Source organism: Paenibacillus sp. GCM10027630 (assembly GCF_042676305.1).
Lineage (GTDB): Bacteria > Bacillota > Bacilli > Paenibacillales > NBRC-103111 > Paenibacillus_S.
The window spans coordinates 47,188-68,378 of the sequence record NZ_JBHTGY010000059.1; the positions used below are offsets into that span (position 1 = coordinate 47,188).

The window sequence follows — 21,191 nt, forward strand, 5'->3', positions numbered from 1 at the left end:
TTTTTGTTCGTATAACTACTAAATTGCCAGCATACGGTATTAAAAACGTAACTAATTGGAGGTTATACATGTGCCGGATGCATTCGTAATACGGTCTATTGATGAAATACGTTTTTGGTCCCGCATAATGAAGGAGCATTCGCTCTTTCTAAGATTAGGCTTTCGCTGTGAAGATACACAACTCATTAATGAAGCCAATTATTTTTATAAACTGTTCGAAGGGATTGAGCAGCGTTCTCACGCCTTTGGTGTGGATACAGATCCTACAACTATTCAAAAATTCAACATCGAAGTTCACACGGCCGCATCTCATATTTGGGCTTTTAAAAGAAAAATATTAGGACTTATATTAACCTGTCAGCTTCCCGGACAAAATAACTTTCCATTATTAGTAGATCATACAAGCCGAGAAGCGAATTATTTCAGGAATCGATTGGTGGAGCTGAACCAAGGGAAATTGGAGCCCTTGCAGGATGCTATTATTGATGAAAATGTGTTTTTCTTAAAAATCATGGCTGATCACGCCAAATTCATTGGGCATCTTCTGGATCCTTCAGAGCGCAAGCTAGTTGACCAGGCTCGAGAATTTAGCCATGATTTTGATCAATTGCTGTTCCAGGCACAGGATTTGGATTCGATGCGGCCACAATCCCAAACACAGCCTCTTTTAAATCAATTTCTAGACCAAAACAGAGTTTCTGTAAAAGCATTGCGTGATTTCAAGCAAACAGCTAGAGATTTAATTAATCAATGCAAAATTAAAAGCATTATCCATCCATTATTGGCGGATCATGTATTCCGGGAAGCGGAGCGGTTTTTAGAAATTATTGATATGTTCGAAGGAGCGCTGACCGGTACGGGCAAACGAGTAAGTTCAACTCACTAAGCCACCCATTCTCAACAACACTTCTGCTTAACAGAAAAAGTTTCACATCACTACGAACCCGCTATGGCAGAACCTCATAGAATATATTTTCATATGACTATACGTAAACGAGGGCAGTACACATGGATCGAGCTTTTGGACACGGGGGTTACGGGGTTACGGGGTTACGGGGTTACGGGGCTACGGGGCTACGGGGGCTTTGAAGCCCCTGTTATTACCACTGTCATTTTCCCGCGGCATTCTTCCACTTTTCTTACTTTCGCATTCTGCCTTTTCCATTCATAAGAGGGAGCGCTGATGGAAATGGCACATATTTTGCCCAACACCCACAGTGATACGCAATAAAAGCGGAATGTGAAAGCTCTATTTGTACGTAAAGGCCCTACATCGTAGCAACTACGGAATGACGATGCCTTATTTGTTCCAAAAGACCCTGCATCGTAGCAACTACGGAACGACGATGCCTTATTTGTTCCAAAAGACCCTACATCGTAGCAACTACGGAACGACGATGCCTTATTTGTTCCAAAAGACCCTACATCGTAGCAACTACGGAACGACGATGCCTTATTTGTTCCAAAAGACCCTACATCAAAGCAACTACGGAACGACGATGCCTTATTTTGCTATTTGCAAGCCATATAGACGCAGATATGCTGAAATAAGGTACTGTCGTTCCGCTAGGGGCACGTTTTCACACCAAAAACCACAAATAACGAATCGTCGTTCCGCCTGCCGATGGCTCCCCGGTTCCTTTTCGTCCTATTATCGTTGTGGACAGATCAAGTCAAGTATAAAATGAAAGCACCTCTCTTCATTTTCCTGAACGGTACAGTTCATCATAATCATCCGGTTCGAAGCTATACAATTGTTGGGACGGAATTCCGGAATTTTCATGCAGATCGCTTATCTCTTGAAACCGAAATACTTTTTGCAGCGCCCTCTCGACCTGATCCCCACGTCCGGATTGCTTGAGCAGCTGCATAAATTCGTAATCGCGAATCCCGCGCTGAAGCCACTTATATCGCAATGATAAGAGCGGTTTCCCGTTTGGCCCGGGGTACACGAAATTCGTGTCACCAGCAGGCCACACCGTAGGGCGGCAAATTATACTTTCAAGCGGCTGGTCCGTCCATGCTGTATAGTTCCAACGCAAAAACCCATCCAGCTTCAGCTTCTCCACCATCCATGGGATTACACGCGCCTCGATAGAGGGGGATTTCAGAAATGTATTCGGCCTGGAAGGCTCACAACATACATAGTACACCAGCTTTCCGGGAATGAGCGGACGCATGCTTTGAAGATGCTCATATTCCGTCACAACAGCGGAGAACAAAGGCACGTAATCCTTAATACCTGTTGCCTCTTTACGTATAAACTCGACATGGTTGATAGCCGTCTTGTACGAAAAGGCCGGAGCAGCTTCCCGCAAAATGGTCATCCTCTGCTGAAACAGCTCCCAGTCGGCAGGCTCATCGGCAACAATCCTGACGCGGTCTATCCACTCTTTCTCCACACAATGTGTTTCCAGCGCCGAAATGTAATCCTTAACCTGAGCCACCTCCCTCATAAACCGGTAGCAGCCGCCAGCTTCATCGTAATATCGAATTCGGATTGCATCGGGATACCCCTCCACAATGGCACCATACCCGGCATCCGGATATTGCCAGTTGTTTAATAGTCCGAATATTTCGATTTCCGAAGTGATCCCGTATTTTTCACCTAAAGCTATGTAACGGTCAAGGAATGAAAAGTCATAGAAGAATGTACCATCCGACGCTCTGCGAACCGGCACGATACTATATTCAAATAAATCATGAGGCTCCCTGTCGAGGTAGGTCTGCTGGCCGTTCCAAGCGGACTCGGAGATAAGTACGGACAACGCCTTTTGTCCCAGATCAGCCAGCTTTTGCAAATAATGCTCCAGAATACCAAAATGCTCATCAGACCAATACTCCACCTTGTATTTTCGTGCAATGTTACAGTTGTGCTGCCATAAATCGAGGTAAAAGGTGTAATCCTTTGCTTCAGGAAGCTGCTGCTCATTTACAGTAACAGTAAAGGTCAGCTCCTTTTCCAGTACCTCATCCTCAAAAAGCGTATGCGAATAAAACTTGAGCTTTCCCTCATAACTTCCAGCCGGCGTATTTTCCCCCGCTTCAAATTCAAGCCAGACCTGCTGTATTTGCCGCTTGCTCACGAAGACATGACGGTCTTCCAGAAGCACGTCTGATTTCTGCGACCGATCATCGTCTTCGATGAAACCGACAAGCTTCACCTCGGAGGTTAACGAGCCTTCCATTTCAAGCTCCATCCTTACGATTTTGAGCGGTCCTCCTTTCCAAAAAAATGAATCCTTACTAACCGCCAGCACAAAATCTTCAACATCCGAGCAAACTACTGCCTGTAGAGCTGCACTGTCCCTTCTATTGCAACATAAATTCAAATTATTAACGGCTGTATCCTTGCGACCTTGATCCCAGAAATTTTTTGCCCAAGTATATTTGTAAAACATCGACTGCAAACCGAAGTGCATAGTTATCCCCCCAGGTTTTGGAAAAATCCTCTCCTTCCTACCCTACACTTTTTTCCATATCTGTGTCTATATAAAAAAATCCTTACGGCGTCCTTGGTATACGATCTACATTTGTGTGCTTTGGAGGGATGAATGTGAGATTACGGCCGCTGTTGAAGTCGTATTCCTTTGAATGGAAGGCGTGCAAAAGGACTTTAGTGCCATTAAGCACTAAACTTTCTTGTATGTTAAAAAAAGCCAACCCGTCATGGATTGACTTCTTGCAGTTACAATTCTACTTGCATCGATCCCCACACACTAATCAGTTTCTATTAAAAAAGCTTGAATAAGCACGACATGATGCCTGCCAACACTACCATCAATAAGGCGATCGGCGTCACGACAGCAATCAAGCTGCGATGGAACCCGGCAACCCGCTACTTTGCTGCCCATAATCATTATTCAGTTACCATCCAATCGCCAAACCGTCTCCCCGCGGATCTGCCGCCCCGCTCAATTGGCCGTCTGGATGAATCATAATCCCTTGCGCTTGCCCTGTTGCAGGGTCCCATGTTTCTAATACTTCGACCCTATGCCCCCACGCGCGGAGTTGATTAATCGTGGAGTCCAGCTTGCGATTTTCCATCTTCAACGTATCGCTGTCCACCCCCCAGGTCCGTCCGTACACCCAACGAGGCAATGCAATGGCTTCTTGAATGGAGCAGTTGTAATCGAGCACGCCGGTTATCAACGAAAGCTGTGTCTGCGGCTGCCCTTCACCGCCCTGAGTACCCATAAGCAGGAAGGGTTTTCCTTCACGCAAAACCATACCTGGCATTAAAGTATGGAAGGTTCGTTTGCCCGGAGCCAGCGCATTTACATCACTCGAGTCCAATGAAAAAAAAGAACCGCGGTTTTGCATAATGACTCCCGTATCACCCGCAGTATACGCGCTTCCGAAATCATAATACAAGCTTTGAATAAAGGACACCGCATTGCCTTCATCATCGACTGCCGCCGCATAAGCTGTATCTTGGCCCATAGCCTTGGATAAGAATGCTTCTCCCTCAGGAGGGGAGAGCTGAATTTTCCGGTAAAGCGTTCTTGCATACTCTTTGGACAATAACCGATCCAATGGAATTTCATTAAAATCAGGATCCGTCAAATACGCATCGCGGTCACTGAAAGCTTTCTTAACCACTTCCGTTAATAAATGGTAAAACTCAGCAGAATGCCGGGGAATTTCGGACAATTCCGTTTGCTCCAGCATATTCAGCATCATGAGTGCCGAAAAACCCTGCGAATTAGGAGGCATCTGGACAACGGTGCTTCCACGGTAAGTGCTTGAGACCGGCTTAACCCATTCGCCGCGATGGGAACGAAAGTCATCCTCGATGAGGATTCCGCCATCCTTGCGCATGGCATCGACTATACGCTGCATAAGTTTGCCTTTATAGAAGACTTCCCTGCCTCCATCACTAATCATTTTTAATGTATCTGCAAGCTCGGGCTGAAGCAGCTTTTCTCCTATTTGAAGCGGTACGCCATTAGGCATGAACGTGCTCCGCATTGATTCCTGTGTGATAAGAATTTCTTTATCCTTAACGATCCACCGGTGCAAATCCCGGGAAACTGGTACACCTTTCTCCGCATATGCAATGGCTGGCTCCAACAGCTTTTCCCAGGCAAGCTTTCCGTACTCGGACCATACCTCCCACCACGCATCAACCATACCGGGGACTGTAATGGCGCTCAGTACACCGCGCTGCGGGATAGCCTTCAACCCTTTGTCCAAATAAAACCCGGGTGATATTTGACTCCCCGAACGACCGCTCCCGTTAAATCCTTTCACTTCACCGCTTTTTGCATCATAGATGAGGAAGAAGGCGTCTCCGCCCAATCCCGTCATATGGGGATAGACGACTGCTAGTGTCGCACTGACAGCAACTGAGGCATCGAATGCATTGCCTCCCTGCTGCAAAATCGAGCAGCCGACAACGCTGGCCAAATGCTGCGGCGAAGCAACCATGCCTCGATAAGCGACAGGCATAATATTATTCATCGAGTATCCCTCCCATACACATCAAGAGCAGCTTGAACCGCTTGGCCTGCATGCACTTGAAAGCCATGACGAAGCAGCACAGCTTCGAGTGCTCCAAGAGTGAGCAGAACATTTTTCTTATTGCAGCTAAAACCCATGGTTCCAATTCTCCATATTCTCCCTTTCAAAGGGCCGAACGAGCTTGCAATTTCGATTCCAAATTCCTGAAGAAGCATGCTTCTGACGGATTCACCGTCCACTCCATCCGGAATAAGTATGCAAGCAACAACCGGGAGCTTGCAGGATGGGTCGCCGAAGAGCGCAAGTCCCATAGCTTCGATACCAGCCATAAGCGCTTGCTCATGATAGGAGTGGCGAGCAAAGCGTTCTGTTAAGCCTTCCTCCAACACAAGTCTTAGTCCCTCACGGAGTGCATACAGCATGGAGGTGGCTTCCGTATGATGATTCAGCCTTGCTGAGCTCCAATAGTCCTGAAGCTGGCTCAAGTCAAAATAATTGCTCCGCACTACAGCCCCTTCTGCAAAACCAGATGCGCCAGGGTCCCGAAGTCCACGCTCAATCCTTTTGCGCTTCAGCACTTTAGCCTCCGCTCTCTCATTGTAAGTAATCGGGGCCATACCAGCCGGAACCGACAGGCACTTCTGGGTGCCCCCTATTACAGCATCAAGCATCCACTCGTCTGTTTTCACTTCTGTTCCGCCAATCGTAGCTACTGCATCAACCACAAGTAACGCATCCAGTTCCCTGCAAGCTTTTCCTATATCCGTAAGCGGTTGAATTCGGCCAGTAGAGGTTTCCCCATGCACAATTGCAACTAGATTAGGACGTATTTCCCTGATGCGTTCAATGATAGCTGCGGGCTCAAATACATGTCCCCACTCTTGCTCCATCGTTATAACCTCAGCGCCGCATCGTTCTGAAATTTCTACCAACAGATGGCCAAAACGTCCGAAAATCGGCACGAGTACACGGTCTCCCGGTTCGATTAAGCTGGTAAGCACCGCTTCAATACCCGAACGTGATGTCCCATCAATAGGAAAAGCCCACCGATTATTCGTTTGAAACAATTCCTTCAGCATCTCCATAGTTTCATTCATAATATCTGTAAATTCAGGATCGAACTGTCCCAATATAGGGAGCGACATGGCGCGCAAAACGCGCGGATCAACCTCAACCGGTCCCGGGGTCATAATTATTCGTAAGGATGGGGCTAGATCTCTGTATTTTTTCATATTCCGCTTCCCCCCACATAGTTTCGCAAAAAATATTTCATGAACATGCCGTTGTATAGTTTGTTCAAGAAAGTCCCATTGGTTCTCTCACTTGTATGCTAGTGAATAGAGTAGGTCCAGCAGCACAACGATTCCTGCGCCAAGATCAGCCGGTTCCGTGTATTCAGCCGGTGAATGACTAATCCCTTTGTGGCTCGGAACGAACAACATAGCCGTTGGGCATACCGGTGCAAACAATTGGGCGTCATGGCCCGCCCCGCTGTACATCTTTTTGAAGCTTAGATTCCGGGAATTACAGCTGCTTTGAAGCAAATCCGTTAATTCCGTATTCATTAGGATAGGAGCAGCTTCCATCCATTGTTGGGCGGATAAAGTGAGGCCGCAGCTCTCTGCGATTCGTTGCAGCTTATTTATTACAGCCGAACAAAATCCATTCAGTTCCGTATCACTAGTATGCCTGACATCCAAAGTGAATTTCACACATCCAGGCACAACATTGGGTGCTCCCGAAACAACCTCAAGCTTACCAACCGTAGCCACCAACGGATCACCATAGTAAAGCGCTTCATTACGAATAGCAATGATCATTTCACTTGCTCCGCATAATGCATCACGTCTGTAGCCCATTGGAGTCGTGCCAGCATGATTAGACTCACCTGCCACCTCAAGGGTATACCTTCGTTGTCCAACAATTCCTTGTACGATTCCAATCAATTGACGCTCCCGTTCCAATACATTGCCTTGTTCTATGTGAATCTCAATAAATGCAGCCCAGTCGGATCGATTGCCTGGCTGGTAATGACCCAATCCAAAGCCTGCTTGATACATGGCATCAGCCAATGTCTCACCTTCTCTGTCGCAAACCTCAGGAGGAGTCAGTGTTGAGAACAAGCCCGTCACATTGCCCGAGCCCCAAAAGGTTAACGGGAAGCGGCTTCCTTCCTCTTCCGCGAAGGATACGACCTCGATTGTACGCAGCGGTTGACCATACCGCTCTTTCAAATACGTAACGGCCAGAACAGCCGCCACAATACCGTAAGCCCCGTCATAACGGCCACCACTCAGCACAGTATCGATATGAGAGCCCGTTAGTACAGCCCCTGGTTCCGCCCGACTTCCTTCCAATCGTCCAAACAGGTTTCCCGCTTCATCATAATAGGGGCTAAGTCCTGAAGCCAGCATATGATCCTTTAATGCGGATTGCGCTTCCCGCCAGGCCTGACTGTACAAAAGGCGAGTAACCCCTCCATCTGAGTCACCTCCGAATTGCGCTAACCACTCCAGCATACGGGAAGCTTCCGAAGCAAACCTGCGGACGAGTTCATCCTTGGATGAGGGAGCCTGATGTATACTTTTTTCCATAGATTCCTCCATTTCCGCATTGGCATTGACGCTTGGAGCAACTTGGATTACTTGAAGTACTTAAAGTACTTGAATTACTCGGAGTCAAGAGCTATAAAGCAGCCACTTTCCTATTTCATCCGCCCCAGCGCCAGCTTGCATGCTTGCGTTATATACGAATTCGCCTCTCACAAGCGTGGCACTCACACGGCAGGAGAACATCCTGCCTTCATAAGGGCTATGAGGATGACGATGCTTCAACTGATCAGCCTTCAATGTGTAGGAATGATTCAAATCGATGATGGCAAAATCCGCATCCGCTTCTAAGTTGATTTCACCCTTGCGAGGATATAGGCCGAATCTTTGTGCAGGATTTAAAGACAGCAAACGGCTAATTAACGGCATTGGAAGTCCGCGCTTTATATGACCTTCATCCACCATTAGCTCAAGCGAGCTTTGGGCTCCGGCAATTCCGCCCCATGCCTCGAAGAAGCTCTCAGCTCGTTTCAATTCAGGCGGGCTTGGCGAATGATCGGAAGCAATGAGATCAATCTGTCCGGCTGCCAGAGCGTTCCACAGCTTCTCCTGCTCTTGTTTGCTGCGCAAAGGCGGAGCGCACTTAGCTACAGGGCCGAGATTCACCATATCATCCTCGGTCAGAGTGAGATAGTGCGGACAAGTTTCCAGCGTCACATCAAGACCCTGCGCCTTCGCCGCATGAATGAGCTCCACAGCTGCAGCGCTGCTGATATGAACAAAGTGCAGCGCGCAGCCGGTGTGCTCCGCCATTTGCAGTGCCTGGCGCACCGCTTCACACTCTGCGGCAATGGGTCTTGATGCGGCGTAATCCAGTGCGCCGCTCTTACCGCTGCTGGCCGCTTGCTCAGCCAGCATAACTGTCATCGCCTCATCCTCGGCGTGCAGGGCAAGCACCCGATTCAGCTTGGCGATGCGCTTCATGCCCTCCAGCAGCGTGACGTCATCTACGCACTGGAACCGTTCCTCGCCTTCACCCCCCGGCTTGGACATGAAAGCTTTAAAGCCGATAACTCCCGCATCCGCCAAAGGCTTCAGCTGGTCCAGCTTGCCGGGTACAAGCCCGCCCCATAAAGCGTAATCCACGCTGGAGCTTCCGGCAGCTGCCTTCAGTTTGCTTTCCATTGCGGCCACGGACACCGTGGGCGGCAGACCATTCAGCGGCATATCTATATAGGTTGTGCAGCCACCGGCTGCCAAAGCTGCCGATCCCGTTGCAAAGCCTTCCCAATGTCCCATAGCTGGTTCATTAAAATGAACATGCGCATCCACCATACCTGGCATTACATGCTTTCCATCAGCTTTATAATTCCGGGCAGCAGCCTCGTCAATCAAGCTTTCTTCCAGCCGGACAACCCTGCCGTCCTTGACACCGATATCCAGACGCTTGACCTCATTGCACAATACAACAAGTCCTCCGGTAATTATTAAATCCAGCATTGGCTTCCCCTCCTCGTTCCCAGGAAATTAACTGCCTCGATAGGTACTATATCCTCCAGGTGCAACCAACAGCGGAACATGATAGTGCTGTTCTACATTGCTTATTTGAAAACGAATCGGGACTTCCTCCAGAAACATCGGTGATTCTGTTGCTTGCCCTGCTCCTATGCCTTTATTCCGATAATAATCCCCCACATAAAACAATAATTCATACGAACCTGCTACCATGTCTTTTCCACTTAAAAGCGGTCCATCCAGACGTCCATCACTGTTCGTTACCGCTTCTTGAAGCTCGACTGCCGCTCCTCCTTGCGAAAAGTAAAACAAGGCTACTCGCATTCCTTGCGCAGGTCTCCCTGCTGACAGCTCCAGTACATGAGTCGTGAGCCTCCCGCTCATTTGAGCTCCGCTGAAGCAGCGGCCTCCAGTACATTGCGAGCCTCCTCCAAGTCGCTTTGCGTCAAAGAAAAGCCTTGAAAGCCATAAGGAGGACGAGGCTCGGTATACACTCTGCCCTCAGAGCCAGGAACATTTTCAACAATCGTTTCCCACGTCCGGTTATTGGACTCAAACCACACCTTGCCAAGCTGCGGGAACCGCTCCAAAATCCGCAAGCCTATATCATAAATCAGCTTTTGAATAGAAGGACTCTTGAGCTGGTGGAACAGGGTGTGGGCAATATCACTGATTTGTTCAGAAGCCACATACTTAGCCTCACCTTCGCCCACTGCATCTTCATAATCCGCATACTCCCAGCCGATATTAAGATAAATGTATAAAGGACGGTCAAAGCTCTCCGGCAGTGTAGTATATTCATCGCGTACAAAACCGGCAAACATACTGCCTTTCACTTTAATTAAATGCAGGTTGGACAGCAGCGCGGAATGTCCCAAAACTTCGTAACCCGTTTCTCCACGCTCCATCTTAAAAGTGAACACACCACTCTCATTTCGGGAATGCCTGAAAACAAGCCCGCTATCTGCGAAAGAATCTTCCCCTGATGGGACCCTTACTGAATCAAATGGAATACGCTCAGCAGACAGCTCAATGCCTGTTAGATGGGTATATTTGTCCATGAACAAGGTTGCCATATGCCGTAAATAAGCTTCAACCGTATTTCCAGTAAAATCAGCCGTATGCCGTAAAATAAAATTTTTCATCGAATCTGTAGCTACAACAGAGGTGTTGTCCCCTTCCGTAAACGAGGTCAGGAGAATATCTCCCCATACAGAGATTTTGACATTTAAGGCGAATATAACGTTATCCGTACCGGTATAAGTGGATTCAGGCACCGGCTGAACACGAAGCGGTTTTGCAAATGTGCGATAAACCAATACGTCCCCTTTTCCATAATGCATAGTTCGTTTAGCTGTACTAGTCTCCATGGGTTGATCCCCTCCGTTATTAGTAGTTATCAGGTCGTTGATACGAAAGCGGGTGATGTCGGCGATCTGTCTTAACGCTTGTTGCTTTTCGGCTTCTTTTTCCAATGTTATTCTGTACTTCATCGCTTCCAAAATCATTGCCTTGGATTTCCCTTTAACCGCGATAATAAACGGAAAACCGAATTTCCGGGTGTACTCTGTATTGCAAGCTTGAAACTCGGCATATTCTTCCGCTGTAAGATCCGATAGTCCGGATTGCCGTTGTTCATTAACCGACATTGAACTCATTTGCAAACGCCCTCCCAAATCAGGGTGAGCGCGGATCAGCTTCAGCTTCCTGTCCTCATGAGCATGCTCTACAACGTTCAGCATAGCTTCGTGCAGCTGCTCTTTATCCTCAAATGGCCGGGAGGCCCAGGCTCCTTCGGCGACCCAAGGGGAATCCTCAAAAATATCTCCCAGCGTCTTTGTAAATAAGCTCTGATTCATACGGTTCAGCTCGTTGATGGTATAAGACTTCATGAGATTTCACACCTTTCTTGTCCAGGCCTGCCTTTTTAATCTCCCACTCAAATAGGTGCCGCCGCCTTGCAGCTGTTTCGTACAGCTGTCTCCGCCGCCCGCATAATACCTCCGTAACCCGTGCAGCGGCATATATTGCCGGATAACCCTTCCGTTAGCTCATCTTGAGTTGGCGCAGGGTTAGCTCCCAATAAGCCCACAAGGGATATAACCATCCCCGGTGTACAGTACCCGCATTGAAAGCCGCCCTCCTCCAAAAAGGCCTGCTGCACGGGATGCAGCTCGCCACTAACGGCCAAACCTTCTATCGTAACAATTGAACGTCCCTCCAACTGGTAAGCCATCATCAGGCAAGCATTAACCGGTTGGCCATCCATCAATATCATGCAAGCTCCGCAGCGTCCAATTTCACATGAAATTTTAGTACCTGTCTTGGCCAGATCATCCCGTAATATATCGATGACACGGCGGGATGCCGATGTATCCAGCTCAAGCGGCTTGCCGTTTAATTGAAAGGACAGCTTATTGTCTGGTATTGGTTGTATCATATGCCGTTCCCCCTACTTGAACATTTGATCGGACATTAGCTCCTCAGGCGCAATCGGAAGGTGCTGGACCCACTTGCCTACCGCTTGATGAACGGCGGCGATAATTGCCGGAGCTACGGCAACCGTACCAATTTCTCCTACACCTCGCGGACCGAAAGGATCACCCTCCGGAAGCTCATCGATAGCATCCAATTGCAGGTGGTCCGGAACATCCTTGATTGTCGGAATTAAATAGGTATCGAAGTTATTCGTCAGGTACCGTCCATCCCTCATTACAGCATCCTCCGATAATGTAAATCCAAGAGCCATGCTGCTGGCACCTTCAATCTGCCCTACATACCCCATTGGATTTACAACAGGTCCGGCTGCAACCGCATGGTATTGATCCGTCACTTTTACTTTCCCGGTCAGCAAATTTACCTCTACCTCGACTGCCACTGCCGTATACGTATGCAAATAATGAGCTCCAAATATTTCATCAGGAGTCGTTGGAAAATCAAATTGCGACTCACACTCGATTGACTCGGCTTCAATTTGCTCCGCAAGCTCGCGATAGCTAATGACCGGTCTGGAACAGGTTTGAGACTCGGTCGAGGCTCCTGCTTCGATGTTCTGCTTGCTTGGTGCAGCTTCATCCCGGTCTGGCTCCATTGTCTCAGGATACTTACGCCAAATACCGCCCAAGCCAGTTGTCAGCGAAGCCGCCGGGATGCCAGTCAGCTCCGAAGCGGCCTCCAGCAGCTTTTCGGAAAACATAGGACCCATCCGAGCCAACGCCTGCCACATCATACTGGTCGCTCGTGAAGCCGTACTTGATCCGCTGTGCGGAACACGTGCCGTATCGCCAATTACAATTTCAATATCCTCTTTACCACAGCCGAATCTTTCGATAAGTAAAATTTGCAAGGTAGCAATAAGCCCTTGCCCAAATTCCTCGTAGCCAAAGGATGCTTCAATCAGACCCTGCCTGTTCAGTTTAAGGCGACCTCCGGCAGGATCGGGCAATCCGTATCCAAGCCCCGACCCGTGCATAGCTATGGCAGCTCCAACTCCATGCCGTATCCACGGCGGACTTGATTTATCTATGGATGCACGCTTTCTCATAAGCTCGGAGCCTGCCACAGACTCCCACACCTGCCGTGCTCCATCCGTAGGTACGATACGCTGCTCGAACGGTCCAAGGTCAGTACTTTCCCGAAGGTTCAGACTTCTTAGCTTCCAGTAATCAAGTCCAGCAGCCTCTGCCAAACGGTTCATCTGTCCTTCAAGGGCGAAAATAATTTGATTGCCCCCAAAGCCGCGAAACTCACCCGATACACCATTATTGGTGTAGACGGATACCCCCTCAATAGATACATGAGGGATTCGATAGGGCCCCTGCGCATGCTCAGTGGAAAAGTTAAGCACCGGAGCGCCCAGTGTCGCATAAGCGCCAGTATCGGCCACAATCTGTACGGTATGTGCCAACAGCTTGCCATCCTTATCCATGCCCGTCTTCATCGTGACGGTCATCGGATGCCGCTTCAATCCGGCTCTCACCGATTCAAAGCGCGATTGATGCAGCTTGACAGGACGGCCGCTTTTGAATGCAAGCAGTGCTCCATACGGCTGCACGTTCAATTCATCCTTGCCGCCGAACGAACCGCCAATCGGGCTGGAAACGACACGTATTGCGGATTCCGGAATCGCAAGAATGCGCGATAGCTGCATCCTGTCCTTGTATCCGTGCTGAGTAGGAGCGTATACCGTTAATCCGCCATCCTTCTCAGGTACGAACAGTCCTCCCTCTGTTTCCATATAGGCATGCATTTGGCGGGGTGTCCGGTATGTGTTCTCTGTTACATAAGCACATTCTGCAAAAGCATCCTTAGCGCTGCCCCGATGGTATTCAGTACGGTGAAGCACATTGCCGATCGGATGAAGCTTTGGCGAATCCGGGTGCAGCCCCGCTTCAGGGCTATCTATTACCGGCAAAGGTTCATATAGGACATCGATCAATGAAAGGGCATATTCCGCTATCTCCACAGTTTCAGCCGCAACCGCCGCTACTGCATCTCCGACATATCGAACACGATCCTCACAAAGCACCGGCTGATCGGGAGTAGCTATACCGAATAAATTCATTCCGGGAACATCCTTGTAAGTAATTACCGCGTGTACCCCCAAAAGCTGCTCCGCACGCTTAGTATCTATAGAAAGAATCCATGCATGAGGATGAGAGCTCCGCAAAATTTTGCCAAACAACATATCCGGCAACCTCATATCCGTCAAATAAGTGAGCTTACCGGCCACTTTATCCATTCCATCAGGCCGGACATGCCACCTTGAACCAGCCGTTTCTTTATCAAGCAGCATAGCGCTCACTCCCTTCTCAGCGGTTTTGACTGGAAATCCGGCTCCATAGAGCAGCTGCAATCATATTTGCAGCGGCCTGCCTCCGGTACTCGTTTGAAGCAAAAGCATCAGAGCCTCCGTTAAATTGCTGCTTAATTAATGGATGAATATATTCGATCAGCCTAAGGCTGAGTTGTTGTCCTTCTAATAAGGCCTCTGCATCCGTTAGCCGCGTTGCCATCGATGCAGCGCTGCCTGCGGCTAAGCGAATGCTTCGAATGTTGTATTCCGTATCCGTAAGAAGCTCCCCAGCGATTGTAACAACGGAAGGGCAAAACGCTTCTCTTCTGCCCAGCTTTTCATAAAAAGAATCGACGAAACCATCCGGTGCAGCTATTCTTGGAACTATTATTTGCAGCAGTAATCTGGGTTCTTTAGTTAAAAGAGCTGCTCGTCGCTGCTGCAGCCATTCTGCCGTTGTTTGTGTGATCATGTTCTGTCCATTAAACCAAACCAGCCGGGCATCGGTTGCTAATAAGGCGGGAAGAGAATCTCCAACAGTCGACATAATGTTCCCGCCCAAAGTGCCCATGTTTCGTATAGACGGTGCAGCAATATTCCGGCAGGCATCCTTCAATAGCGCCGGTGTCCTTAAATCCCGCAAGCAAGCTGCCAATGTGACAGCCGAGCCAATGCGAATTTCTTGTTGATCCGACTGTATACCGTGTAATTCAGGGAGAGATTCGAGACTAATGAGATGCTGAGGCGGCAAAAAGGCTCCAGATTCCCATTGCGTTCTTAGCAAAGTGCCTCCGGATACAAATACAGCCTGCTCCGCGAACTGCTGTTTTAACTGCCATGCCTCCACAATTGTTCGAGGTTGCCATACTTGCCTGGGAAATTCAGGATTTGAATACAGTTCCATGGCCATTTTATTTCCCTCCTTAGCAACTGGGTATCTAAACTATACAAACGCGTTATATATACGTCAATAAATATGACAAACATTCGTATTCGATAACAATTTGATCCACAGTTTTTGTAAAATATCCAATATTCCAAAGAATAAGCGTTATATTACATTACACAAAAACTCAATTATTTATCGATACAGCTAAACATTTCCACATCCTGAGGAGTATCCAAATCTACAAAAAGCCTTTGATCCGACTCCTCCAGCATCCTTCCCCGAAACTCCGGCTGCAGCAGGAGCTTACGTGCACCCTCATCGCCTTTCAGCCCTCTCAAAGCCTCAAACATAGAAGCTGCTAATAACACCGGAGGTTTTGCCACTCCTTTATCACCACAAGCAACATAATCAAGAGATGGGTCCGATTCGAAAACATGGATTAAACGGTCCAGCATCTCAGTATTAATAAAAGGCTGATCTGCCAGTACCACCAGGATTGCATCAGGAACATCCTCTTCCACCGCCGCTTGCAAGCCCGTTTGAAGCGAGTAAGCCATCCCTCGCTCAGCTTCTGCCGCTACAACAAAGCTGCACCGATACTGCAGCACCGAATCATCTTCCTGGTAGGGCAGCCAATCAGGCAGCCCCCCTTCTCTCAAAACTACTACAATATGGTTGAGCCCAGACTCCAAAGCTCTGGCAAATGCAAATCCGCCCATTTTCCCCTTATTGTTGAGCGGTATAGAAAGTTTCGGAACCCCCATACGCCGGCTTTGTCCAGCCGCCAAGTACACTCCCGTTACTTTGATTCCCATATGCGTTCACCCCTCGACCCAAATCAACCGCTTTTCGCTTGACAGCTATCATTTCCGCAACTACGCTAATCGCAATTTCCACCGGACCTTGGGCACGAATCGGCAAACCTACCGGATACCTGAGCCAAGCCGGCGGCGTGCGCCCTGCCAGCTGCTGTATCGCCCTTGTCCGCGACCCGAGAAGGCCTACGTACCGAGGAGAGAGCGGCCATAGGGCTTCCAAGCATTGACGATCCCGTTCCAGCTGATGGCTCATTATTACAACGTAGTCATTCTCATTGATTCGCAACTTCCCAACCAACTCATTGGGGGATCCAACGACCGTTTCACATGCATCCGGGAAGCTTCCACTGCAGCAAAGCACCTCTCTCCAATCAGCCACAACAACGCGAAACCCCGCTTGCTTCGAAAGTGCAACCAGCGGCTGCGCATCCGTTCCAGCTCCAAACACAATTAACCGCGCGCGAGGTTCACAATAAAACTGGAGCGAAGCCCTTCCTGCTGCCGCTTGTAACCCATGCATAACAGCAGGCTCAATTTTGTAGCTAACATGACCTCCTGCATCCCACTCCCTGCTCAGCAAACACACTTGCCCCAGATCAAGCATCTCCTTTACCGCAGACAGAACCAAGTCAAGCTTTTCCGTAATAGGCTCAACGAGCACATGAATGCTCCCTCCGCAGCCAATTGCTTCCCCCCAAGCAAAATCTTCCGTATTTCTCATGTCGTATTCAACATACAGAGCTCTTCCAAGCGCCAAAACTTCTGCAACCCTTTCATGGAGATCAGCCTCCAAGCAGCCGGGGCTTATGCCCCCTACCCTCTCCCCATCCTCAAACAGCAGCATTGAAGCACCGATTTTACGGTATGCGTGACCTTGAACCTTAACGATGGTTGCAAGAGCTGCTTTTCTCACCAGCTTCTCCCTATCCCAGCAGTCAAGCAAATCATGTAAATCCATAACAACTCCCCCTTTGTTATAAAATCTGCTTTCAGGTCTAAACCTTATTTCTTCTCTTCCAGCATTTTTCGAAAGACAAACGCCAGCTTCAGCCTCATCAGATCGTTGATTTTTTTAAAATCGACCCCCAGCATCTCACCGATTTTCTCCAATCGATAAGCCGCGGTGTTCCGATGTACAAACAAATGCTTCGCCGCCTCATTAACTTGACCGTCATGCTCCAAAAACACCTCAAGCGTTCGCAGCATCTCTTGTGAATAATCAGGATCCTTGGCCAGCAGCTCCGACAACACTTCGTCACTGTAAGCCTTCATCTTTTCTTTGGTCACATGCTGAAAGACATACGCCAGCTCAATGGAACCAAACTGGATAATCCGATCCGACATCCCGAGCCTCCCTGACAGCTTCAATGCATCGGAGCATTCCAGGTAAGCTTGCCGCAGCATTTCCCGCTTCATTTTCTTAGCGCTTACCGACAACTGAATTTGCGGCAGAATACTTTTATTCACTATAAATTCAAAGGATCGGGTCAATAAATTAGGCAGTTTGCCTGCATTTTCGAACGTGTCCGCCCCAAAGATCGAGAACACCCCTTCTTCCACGAGAAAATGCACCACACTCAAATCGCGGAACACAGGATTGTATTCATATTCCTCACGAATCTCCTTTACTATCAGCTTTCGCCGGCCATCTCTGTCATCAGCGTTGACCCTTGTCAATACACATTGAAATGCCCCTCCCAGCACTCGAATGCCCAAATCCTCCGCATAGTCCGCCAGCATCTCAATTGGAATATTTTGTTTTAAATAACGGGTAAACAGCTCCCCCAAATCCTTGTTCAAAGACTGCTCAAGCGCATCTCTAAAAATATAACTCATATGGTGTGCAATCATTTCCGAGGTTTGATGGAACAGCCCCTCCTCCTCCTTCATAAGAAGCGTTTCAGGGGGAAAGAACAATACCGATCCTATACACTCTTGCTTGTAATCCAGCGAAATCCGGTAATGCCCCCCATATTCGGTACGGACCCACTGATCCTTTTTGTGCCAGGGCCACTGCTTTAACAATTGACCATCCGGATAAGCAGTTGCATTAAAAACCATTTGACCACGGGAGCTAACCACTGCAAAAGGATAACCGATAATAGCGAGCACCTTACTGAAAAAATCCGTTTCAAAGCTGGATTTCAGCGCAAACTGCATCAATTTCTTTTGTTTTTCAAGCAGCTTATGGAGTGAACGTGTATTGCGTTCCATCTCAGCATAGAACAAGCCGCTCATCTGATCGGAAAATGTAAACTGAAACGGGAGTTCTATTAGAGGAAACTGCAGCCGATCCGCCTCTTCGACGATAGGCTCAGGAATACTGGACCAAAATCGGCCCAGCTTAACGCCAAGTCCTGCAGACCCCCTGGCATCCAGCTTGCGGAGCAGCCCTACCGCCTCCTCAGGATGATCCTTCATAATATAAGCCGTTGTGAATAACATCTCGCCTTCTTTAATCCATTCTGTAATATCCGGGGCATCCATTACATTGACTGATTTCACGATCCGCGAAGCTCCTCCTCTACCAGCAATTAACTTGCCTTCAGAAAGCGGGTAAATGCCTAACGCCTGCTCCACTGTAATATTCATTCGGATCTCCCCCTTTGAATTTCAAAAAGAAACATTCATGCTATAACAAATCGCCTTATCTAATGTAAGTTTATATAACATTATATTCAGGTATAGAGAAAAGAACAATCATTAAAATCAAATTTTATAGCTAAAAAACCTCCAAACAGTACAATCATGTGTCTTTTTAAAGAAAAATTAGTGAGATTTACAATATTTACACTTAATTTGTGTTATATAAACTTACATACAAATATCATTACTAACCCACATTTTGCATCACTTTCTAATTTACACCCCTCCTCGAACCACCCCTCCCAACCTTCTACAACTAAAAAAACTGCCCGCTTCTCTACAAGAGAAACCAGACAGCTCTGATTACAATTCATTCATTTCCTATGGATGCAAAAAAGCTAGTAACTGCAGGGAGCGTCTCTGCGACAATACTCCCGTTACTCACAACATAACGACACACAGGCTGCCGCCTAATAAGATCAACATAATCAGTTGCATCCACAAGCACGAAACTTGCCGGCTTATTAACCTCCACTCCATAGTCACCTTCAATTTGAAGCGTCTTGGCAGCGCGTACCGTCACCATCCTCACAAGCTCGGCTACCTCTTCACGTCCAGTCATATGAGCAAGATGAGCTGCCATATTAGCCGCTTGCAGCACACTCCCTGTACCAAGCGGGTAAAAAGGGCTCTGAATGTCATCATGCGCAATACTAACATTCACACCTGCTTGCCACATTTCTTTGATTCTGGCTATACCGCGCCCCTTCGGATAGCTGTCTAATCTTCCCTGCATGGCACTGTTAATCAAAGGGCAGCAGACTACATTAATGCCAGATCGGGATAACAGCCCCAGCAGCTTCTGAAAATACGCCTCTCCATAATAAGCAGATGCATTGGCATGACTCGCAGTGACCCGCTCCCGCAATCCTGAAGTCATGGCGAGATGCGCCACCGTCTCTATAAAATTCGAATGCCCATCATCTATCTCATCACAGAAAACATGAACGAAGCATCCTTGTTCCTTTGCGATCCGAAAACAAATTTCAAGCGACGCTATCCCTTCCTCGCGAGTCGGCTCCATATGCGGAATCGCACCAATTCCATCCGCTCCAAGCTTAAGCGCCTCCACAAGTCGGTGTTCATTATCCGGACAAGCTCGAATCCCATCCTGAGGAAAAGCAATCACCTGCAAATTGACGTACGGCTTAACTTGCTCACGAAGCTCGAGCAGCGCACGCAAAGCGATAAGCTCCGGATCAGAGATATCAGCCTGTGTGCGTATGTGTAAAATACCGTGCGACACCTGAAGTCGAAGCACCCTTTCCGCACGCTTAAGCACATCCTCCACAGTCAGGCTTAACTTGCGCCGCTGCCACAAGCCAATCCCTTCAAATAGAGTACCGCTCTCATTCCACGCAGGCTCCCCAGCTGTCAGCACCGTATCCAGATGGATGTGAGATTCAATAAACGGAGGCAGCACCAGCAACCCTCGACCATCCACATCCTGCAAGGAAGCTTTTTGGGGAACATCACCAATTAGAGCAATTTTCCCATCACGCAGCCCGATATCCACCAGCCTAAACTGCGCCCCTTCAGGAAGAAGCACATGGCGGAACACCAAATCGAACATCAGTTTCACCTTCTTTGCACCGCATCATTTTTTTAATTTTCTTTACTCATTTCCGATTCATGCCAGGAGCTCAACATCCATTTTGCAAAAGCATTAACTATCAGGAAGAAGCCTATGCCAAGCACCGAGGCCGATAGCCCGCAAGCGAATAAATAAGCCGTTTTCAAACGAGCTGCCGCATACGTAATCGCATACCCAAGCCCACCTGCATCTCCGCCGATTCCGGCAATATACTCACCGACAATCGCTCCGATCACACATAGTGTACAGGAAATTTTTAATCCAGCTACTATATAAGGTAATGCAGCAGGTATGCGCAGCTTCCACATCGTCTGGAACGGATTGGCATTATACAGGTAAAATAAATTACTCATATTATGATCGGTTGCATTCAGGCCGATTAACGTATTCGACAGCATCGGAAAAAACCCGATAAGAAAAGCAATAATAACAATGGCATTCATGCCCGCATCGAACCAAATGACGATAAGAGGAGCAATCGCTACTATTGGAATGGTCTGCAAAATAATGGCGTAAGGATACACACTCCGCTCAATCATTTTCGAACTAGCCAGCAGTATTGCACCCAACACCCCTAACACAACACTTAAGAAAAAACCTATTACCGCCTCTATAGTCGTTGTAGAAACTGAAACCCAGAGATCATGCCTATTGGCTATAGCCGCGCCTACAATATCCGTAGGTTTAGGAACAAGGTAGACAGGAATATTCAGCAAAGCAACAACCAACTGCCACCCCCCAATAAAGACAATAAATGCAATTAGCGGCGGCAATACACGCTTTATAAATTTATTAAGAGCACCCCCGCTCATCACACCTTCATCTATTCTATAAGTCCAACCTGCACGCTCGCGAGGCGGAAAAATTTCTCCTTCAAATAATTGCGCATAAGCTTTATCCATGGCCATAATAATTCCCCTCC

At 48.1% G+C, this 21,191-nt stretch carries 16 protein-coding genes; 1 reads left to right on the forward strand and 15 read right to left on the reverse strand.

The annotated features are described in order from the left end of the window. Positions 1-70: 70 nt before the first annotated feature. Complete coding sequence (locus ACFQ0C_RS29910) at positions 71-886, forward strand: DUF2935 domain-containing protein (RefSeq protein ID WP_379372198.1); 816 nt, start codon at positions 71-73, stop codon at positions 884-886. An 814-nt stretch (positions 887-1,700) separates the two neighbouring features. Here ACFQ0C_RS29910 and ACFQ0C_RS29915 read toward each other — a convergent pair. From ACFQ0C_RS29915 to ACFQ0C_RS29985, 15 genes are all read right to left on the reverse strand, one after another. Beyond that, the gene (locus ACFQ0C_RS29915; RefSeq protein WP_379372200.1) at positions 1,701-3,422 is read right to left on the reverse strand and encodes a DUF4091 domain-containing protein; all 1,722 of its coding nucleotides are present in this window, start codon (positions 3,420-3,422) and stop codon (positions 1,701-1,703) included. A 445-nt stretch (positions 3,423-3,867) separates the two neighbouring features. After that, the gene (gene ggt / locus ACFQ0C_RS29920; protein ID WP_379372202.1) at positions 3,868-5,463 is read right to left on the reverse strand and encodes a gamma-glutamyltransferase; all 1,596 of its coding nucleotides are present in this window, start codon (positions 5,461-5,463) and stop codon (positions 3,868-3,870) included. Continuing rightward, entirely contained in the window at positions 5,460-6,695 is a 1,236-nt protein-coding gene (locus ACFQ0C_RS29925; RefSeq protein ID WP_379372204.1) for a pyridoxal-phosphate-dependent aminotransferase family protein, read from the reverse strand. The genes ggt and ACFQ0C_RS29925 overlap by 4 nt, the downstream gene beginning before the upstream one ends. A gap of 87 nt (positions 6,696-6,782) precedes the next feature. After that, positions 6,783-8,057 (reverse strand): allantoate deiminase, encoded by a 1,275-nt coding sequence (gene allC / locus ACFQ0C_RS29930; protein ID WP_379372206.1) that lies wholly within the window; start codon positions 8,055-8,057, stop codon positions 6,783-6,785. An 84-nt stretch (positions 8,058-8,141) separates the two neighbouring features. Then, complete coding sequence (locus ACFQ0C_RS29935) at positions 8,142-9,512, reverse strand: allantoinase (RefSeq protein WP_379372208.1); 1,371 nt, start codon at positions 9,510-9,512, stop codon at positions 8,142-8,144. A 27-nt stretch (positions 9,513-9,539) separates the two neighbouring features. After that, complete coding sequence (gene uraH, locus ACFQ0C_RS29940; protein ID WP_379372210.1) at positions 9,540-9,911, reverse strand: hydroxyisourate hydrolase; 372 nt, start codon at positions 9,909-9,911, stop codon at positions 9,540-9,542. Next, the gene (pucL, locus tag ACFQ0C_RS29945) at positions 9,908-11,419 is read right to left on the reverse strand and encodes a factor-independent urate hydroxylase (protein ID WP_379372212.1); all 1,512 of its coding nucleotides are present in this window, start codon (positions 11,417-11,419) and stop codon (positions 9,908-9,910) included. Before pucL ends, uraH begins: the two co-directional genes overlap by 4 nt. 47 nt (positions 11,420-11,466) lie before the next feature. After that, the gene (locus ACFQ0C_RS29950; RefSeq protein WP_379372214.1) at positions 11,467-11,967 is read right to left on the reverse strand and encodes a (2Fe-2S)-binding protein; all 501 of its coding nucleotides are present in this window, start codon (positions 11,965-11,967) and stop codon (positions 11,467-11,469) included. Between the two features lie 12 nt (positions 11,968-11,979). Then, entirely contained in the window at positions 11,980-14,322 is a 2,343-nt protein-coding gene (pucD, locus tag ACFQ0C_RS29955; protein WP_379372216.1) for a xanthine dehydrogenase subunit D, read from the reverse strand. A gap of 16 nt (positions 14,323-14,338) precedes the next feature. Further along, positions 14,339-15,232, reverse strand: a complete 894-nt coding sequence (locus ACFQ0C_RS29960) for an FAD binding domain-containing protein (RefSeq protein WP_379372218.1) — start codon at positions 15,230-15,232, stop codon at positions 14,339-14,341. Positions 15,233-15,399: 167 nt separating this feature from the next. Next, the gene (locus ACFQ0C_RS29965) at positions 15,400-16,026 is read right to left on the reverse strand and encodes a nucleotidyltransferase family protein (protein WP_379372220.1); all 627 of its coding nucleotides are present in this window, start codon (positions 16,024-16,026) and stop codon (positions 15,400-15,402) included. Further along, positions 15,938-16,987, reverse strand: coding sequence for an XdhC family protein (locus ACFQ0C_RS29970; RefSeq protein ID WP_379372222.1), 1,050 nt, complete (start codon positions 16,985-16,987; stop codon positions 15,938-15,940). Before ACFQ0C_RS29970 ends, ACFQ0C_RS29965 begins: the two co-directional genes overlap by 89 nt. Positions 16,988-17,031: 44 nt before the next feature. Further along, positions 17,032-18,621, reverse strand: coding sequence for a PucR family transcriptional regulator (locus tag ACFQ0C_RS29975; RefSeq protein ID WP_379372224.1), 1,590 nt, complete (start codon positions 18,619-18,621; stop codon positions 17,032-17,034). 364 nt (positions 18,622-18,985) lie between these two features. Continuing rightward, positions 18,986-20,248, reverse strand: coding sequence for an amidohydrolase family protein (locus ACFQ0C_RS29980; RefSeq protein ID WP_379372226.1), 1,263 nt, complete (start codon positions 20,246-20,248; stop codon positions 18,986-18,988). Between the two features lie 32 nt (positions 20,249-20,280). After that, entirely contained in the window at positions 20,281-21,081 is an 801-nt protein-coding gene (locus tag ACFQ0C_RS29985; protein ID WP_258215011.1) for an ABC transporter permease, read from the reverse strand. Between the last annotated feature and the right edge of the window lie 110 nt (positions 21,082-21,191).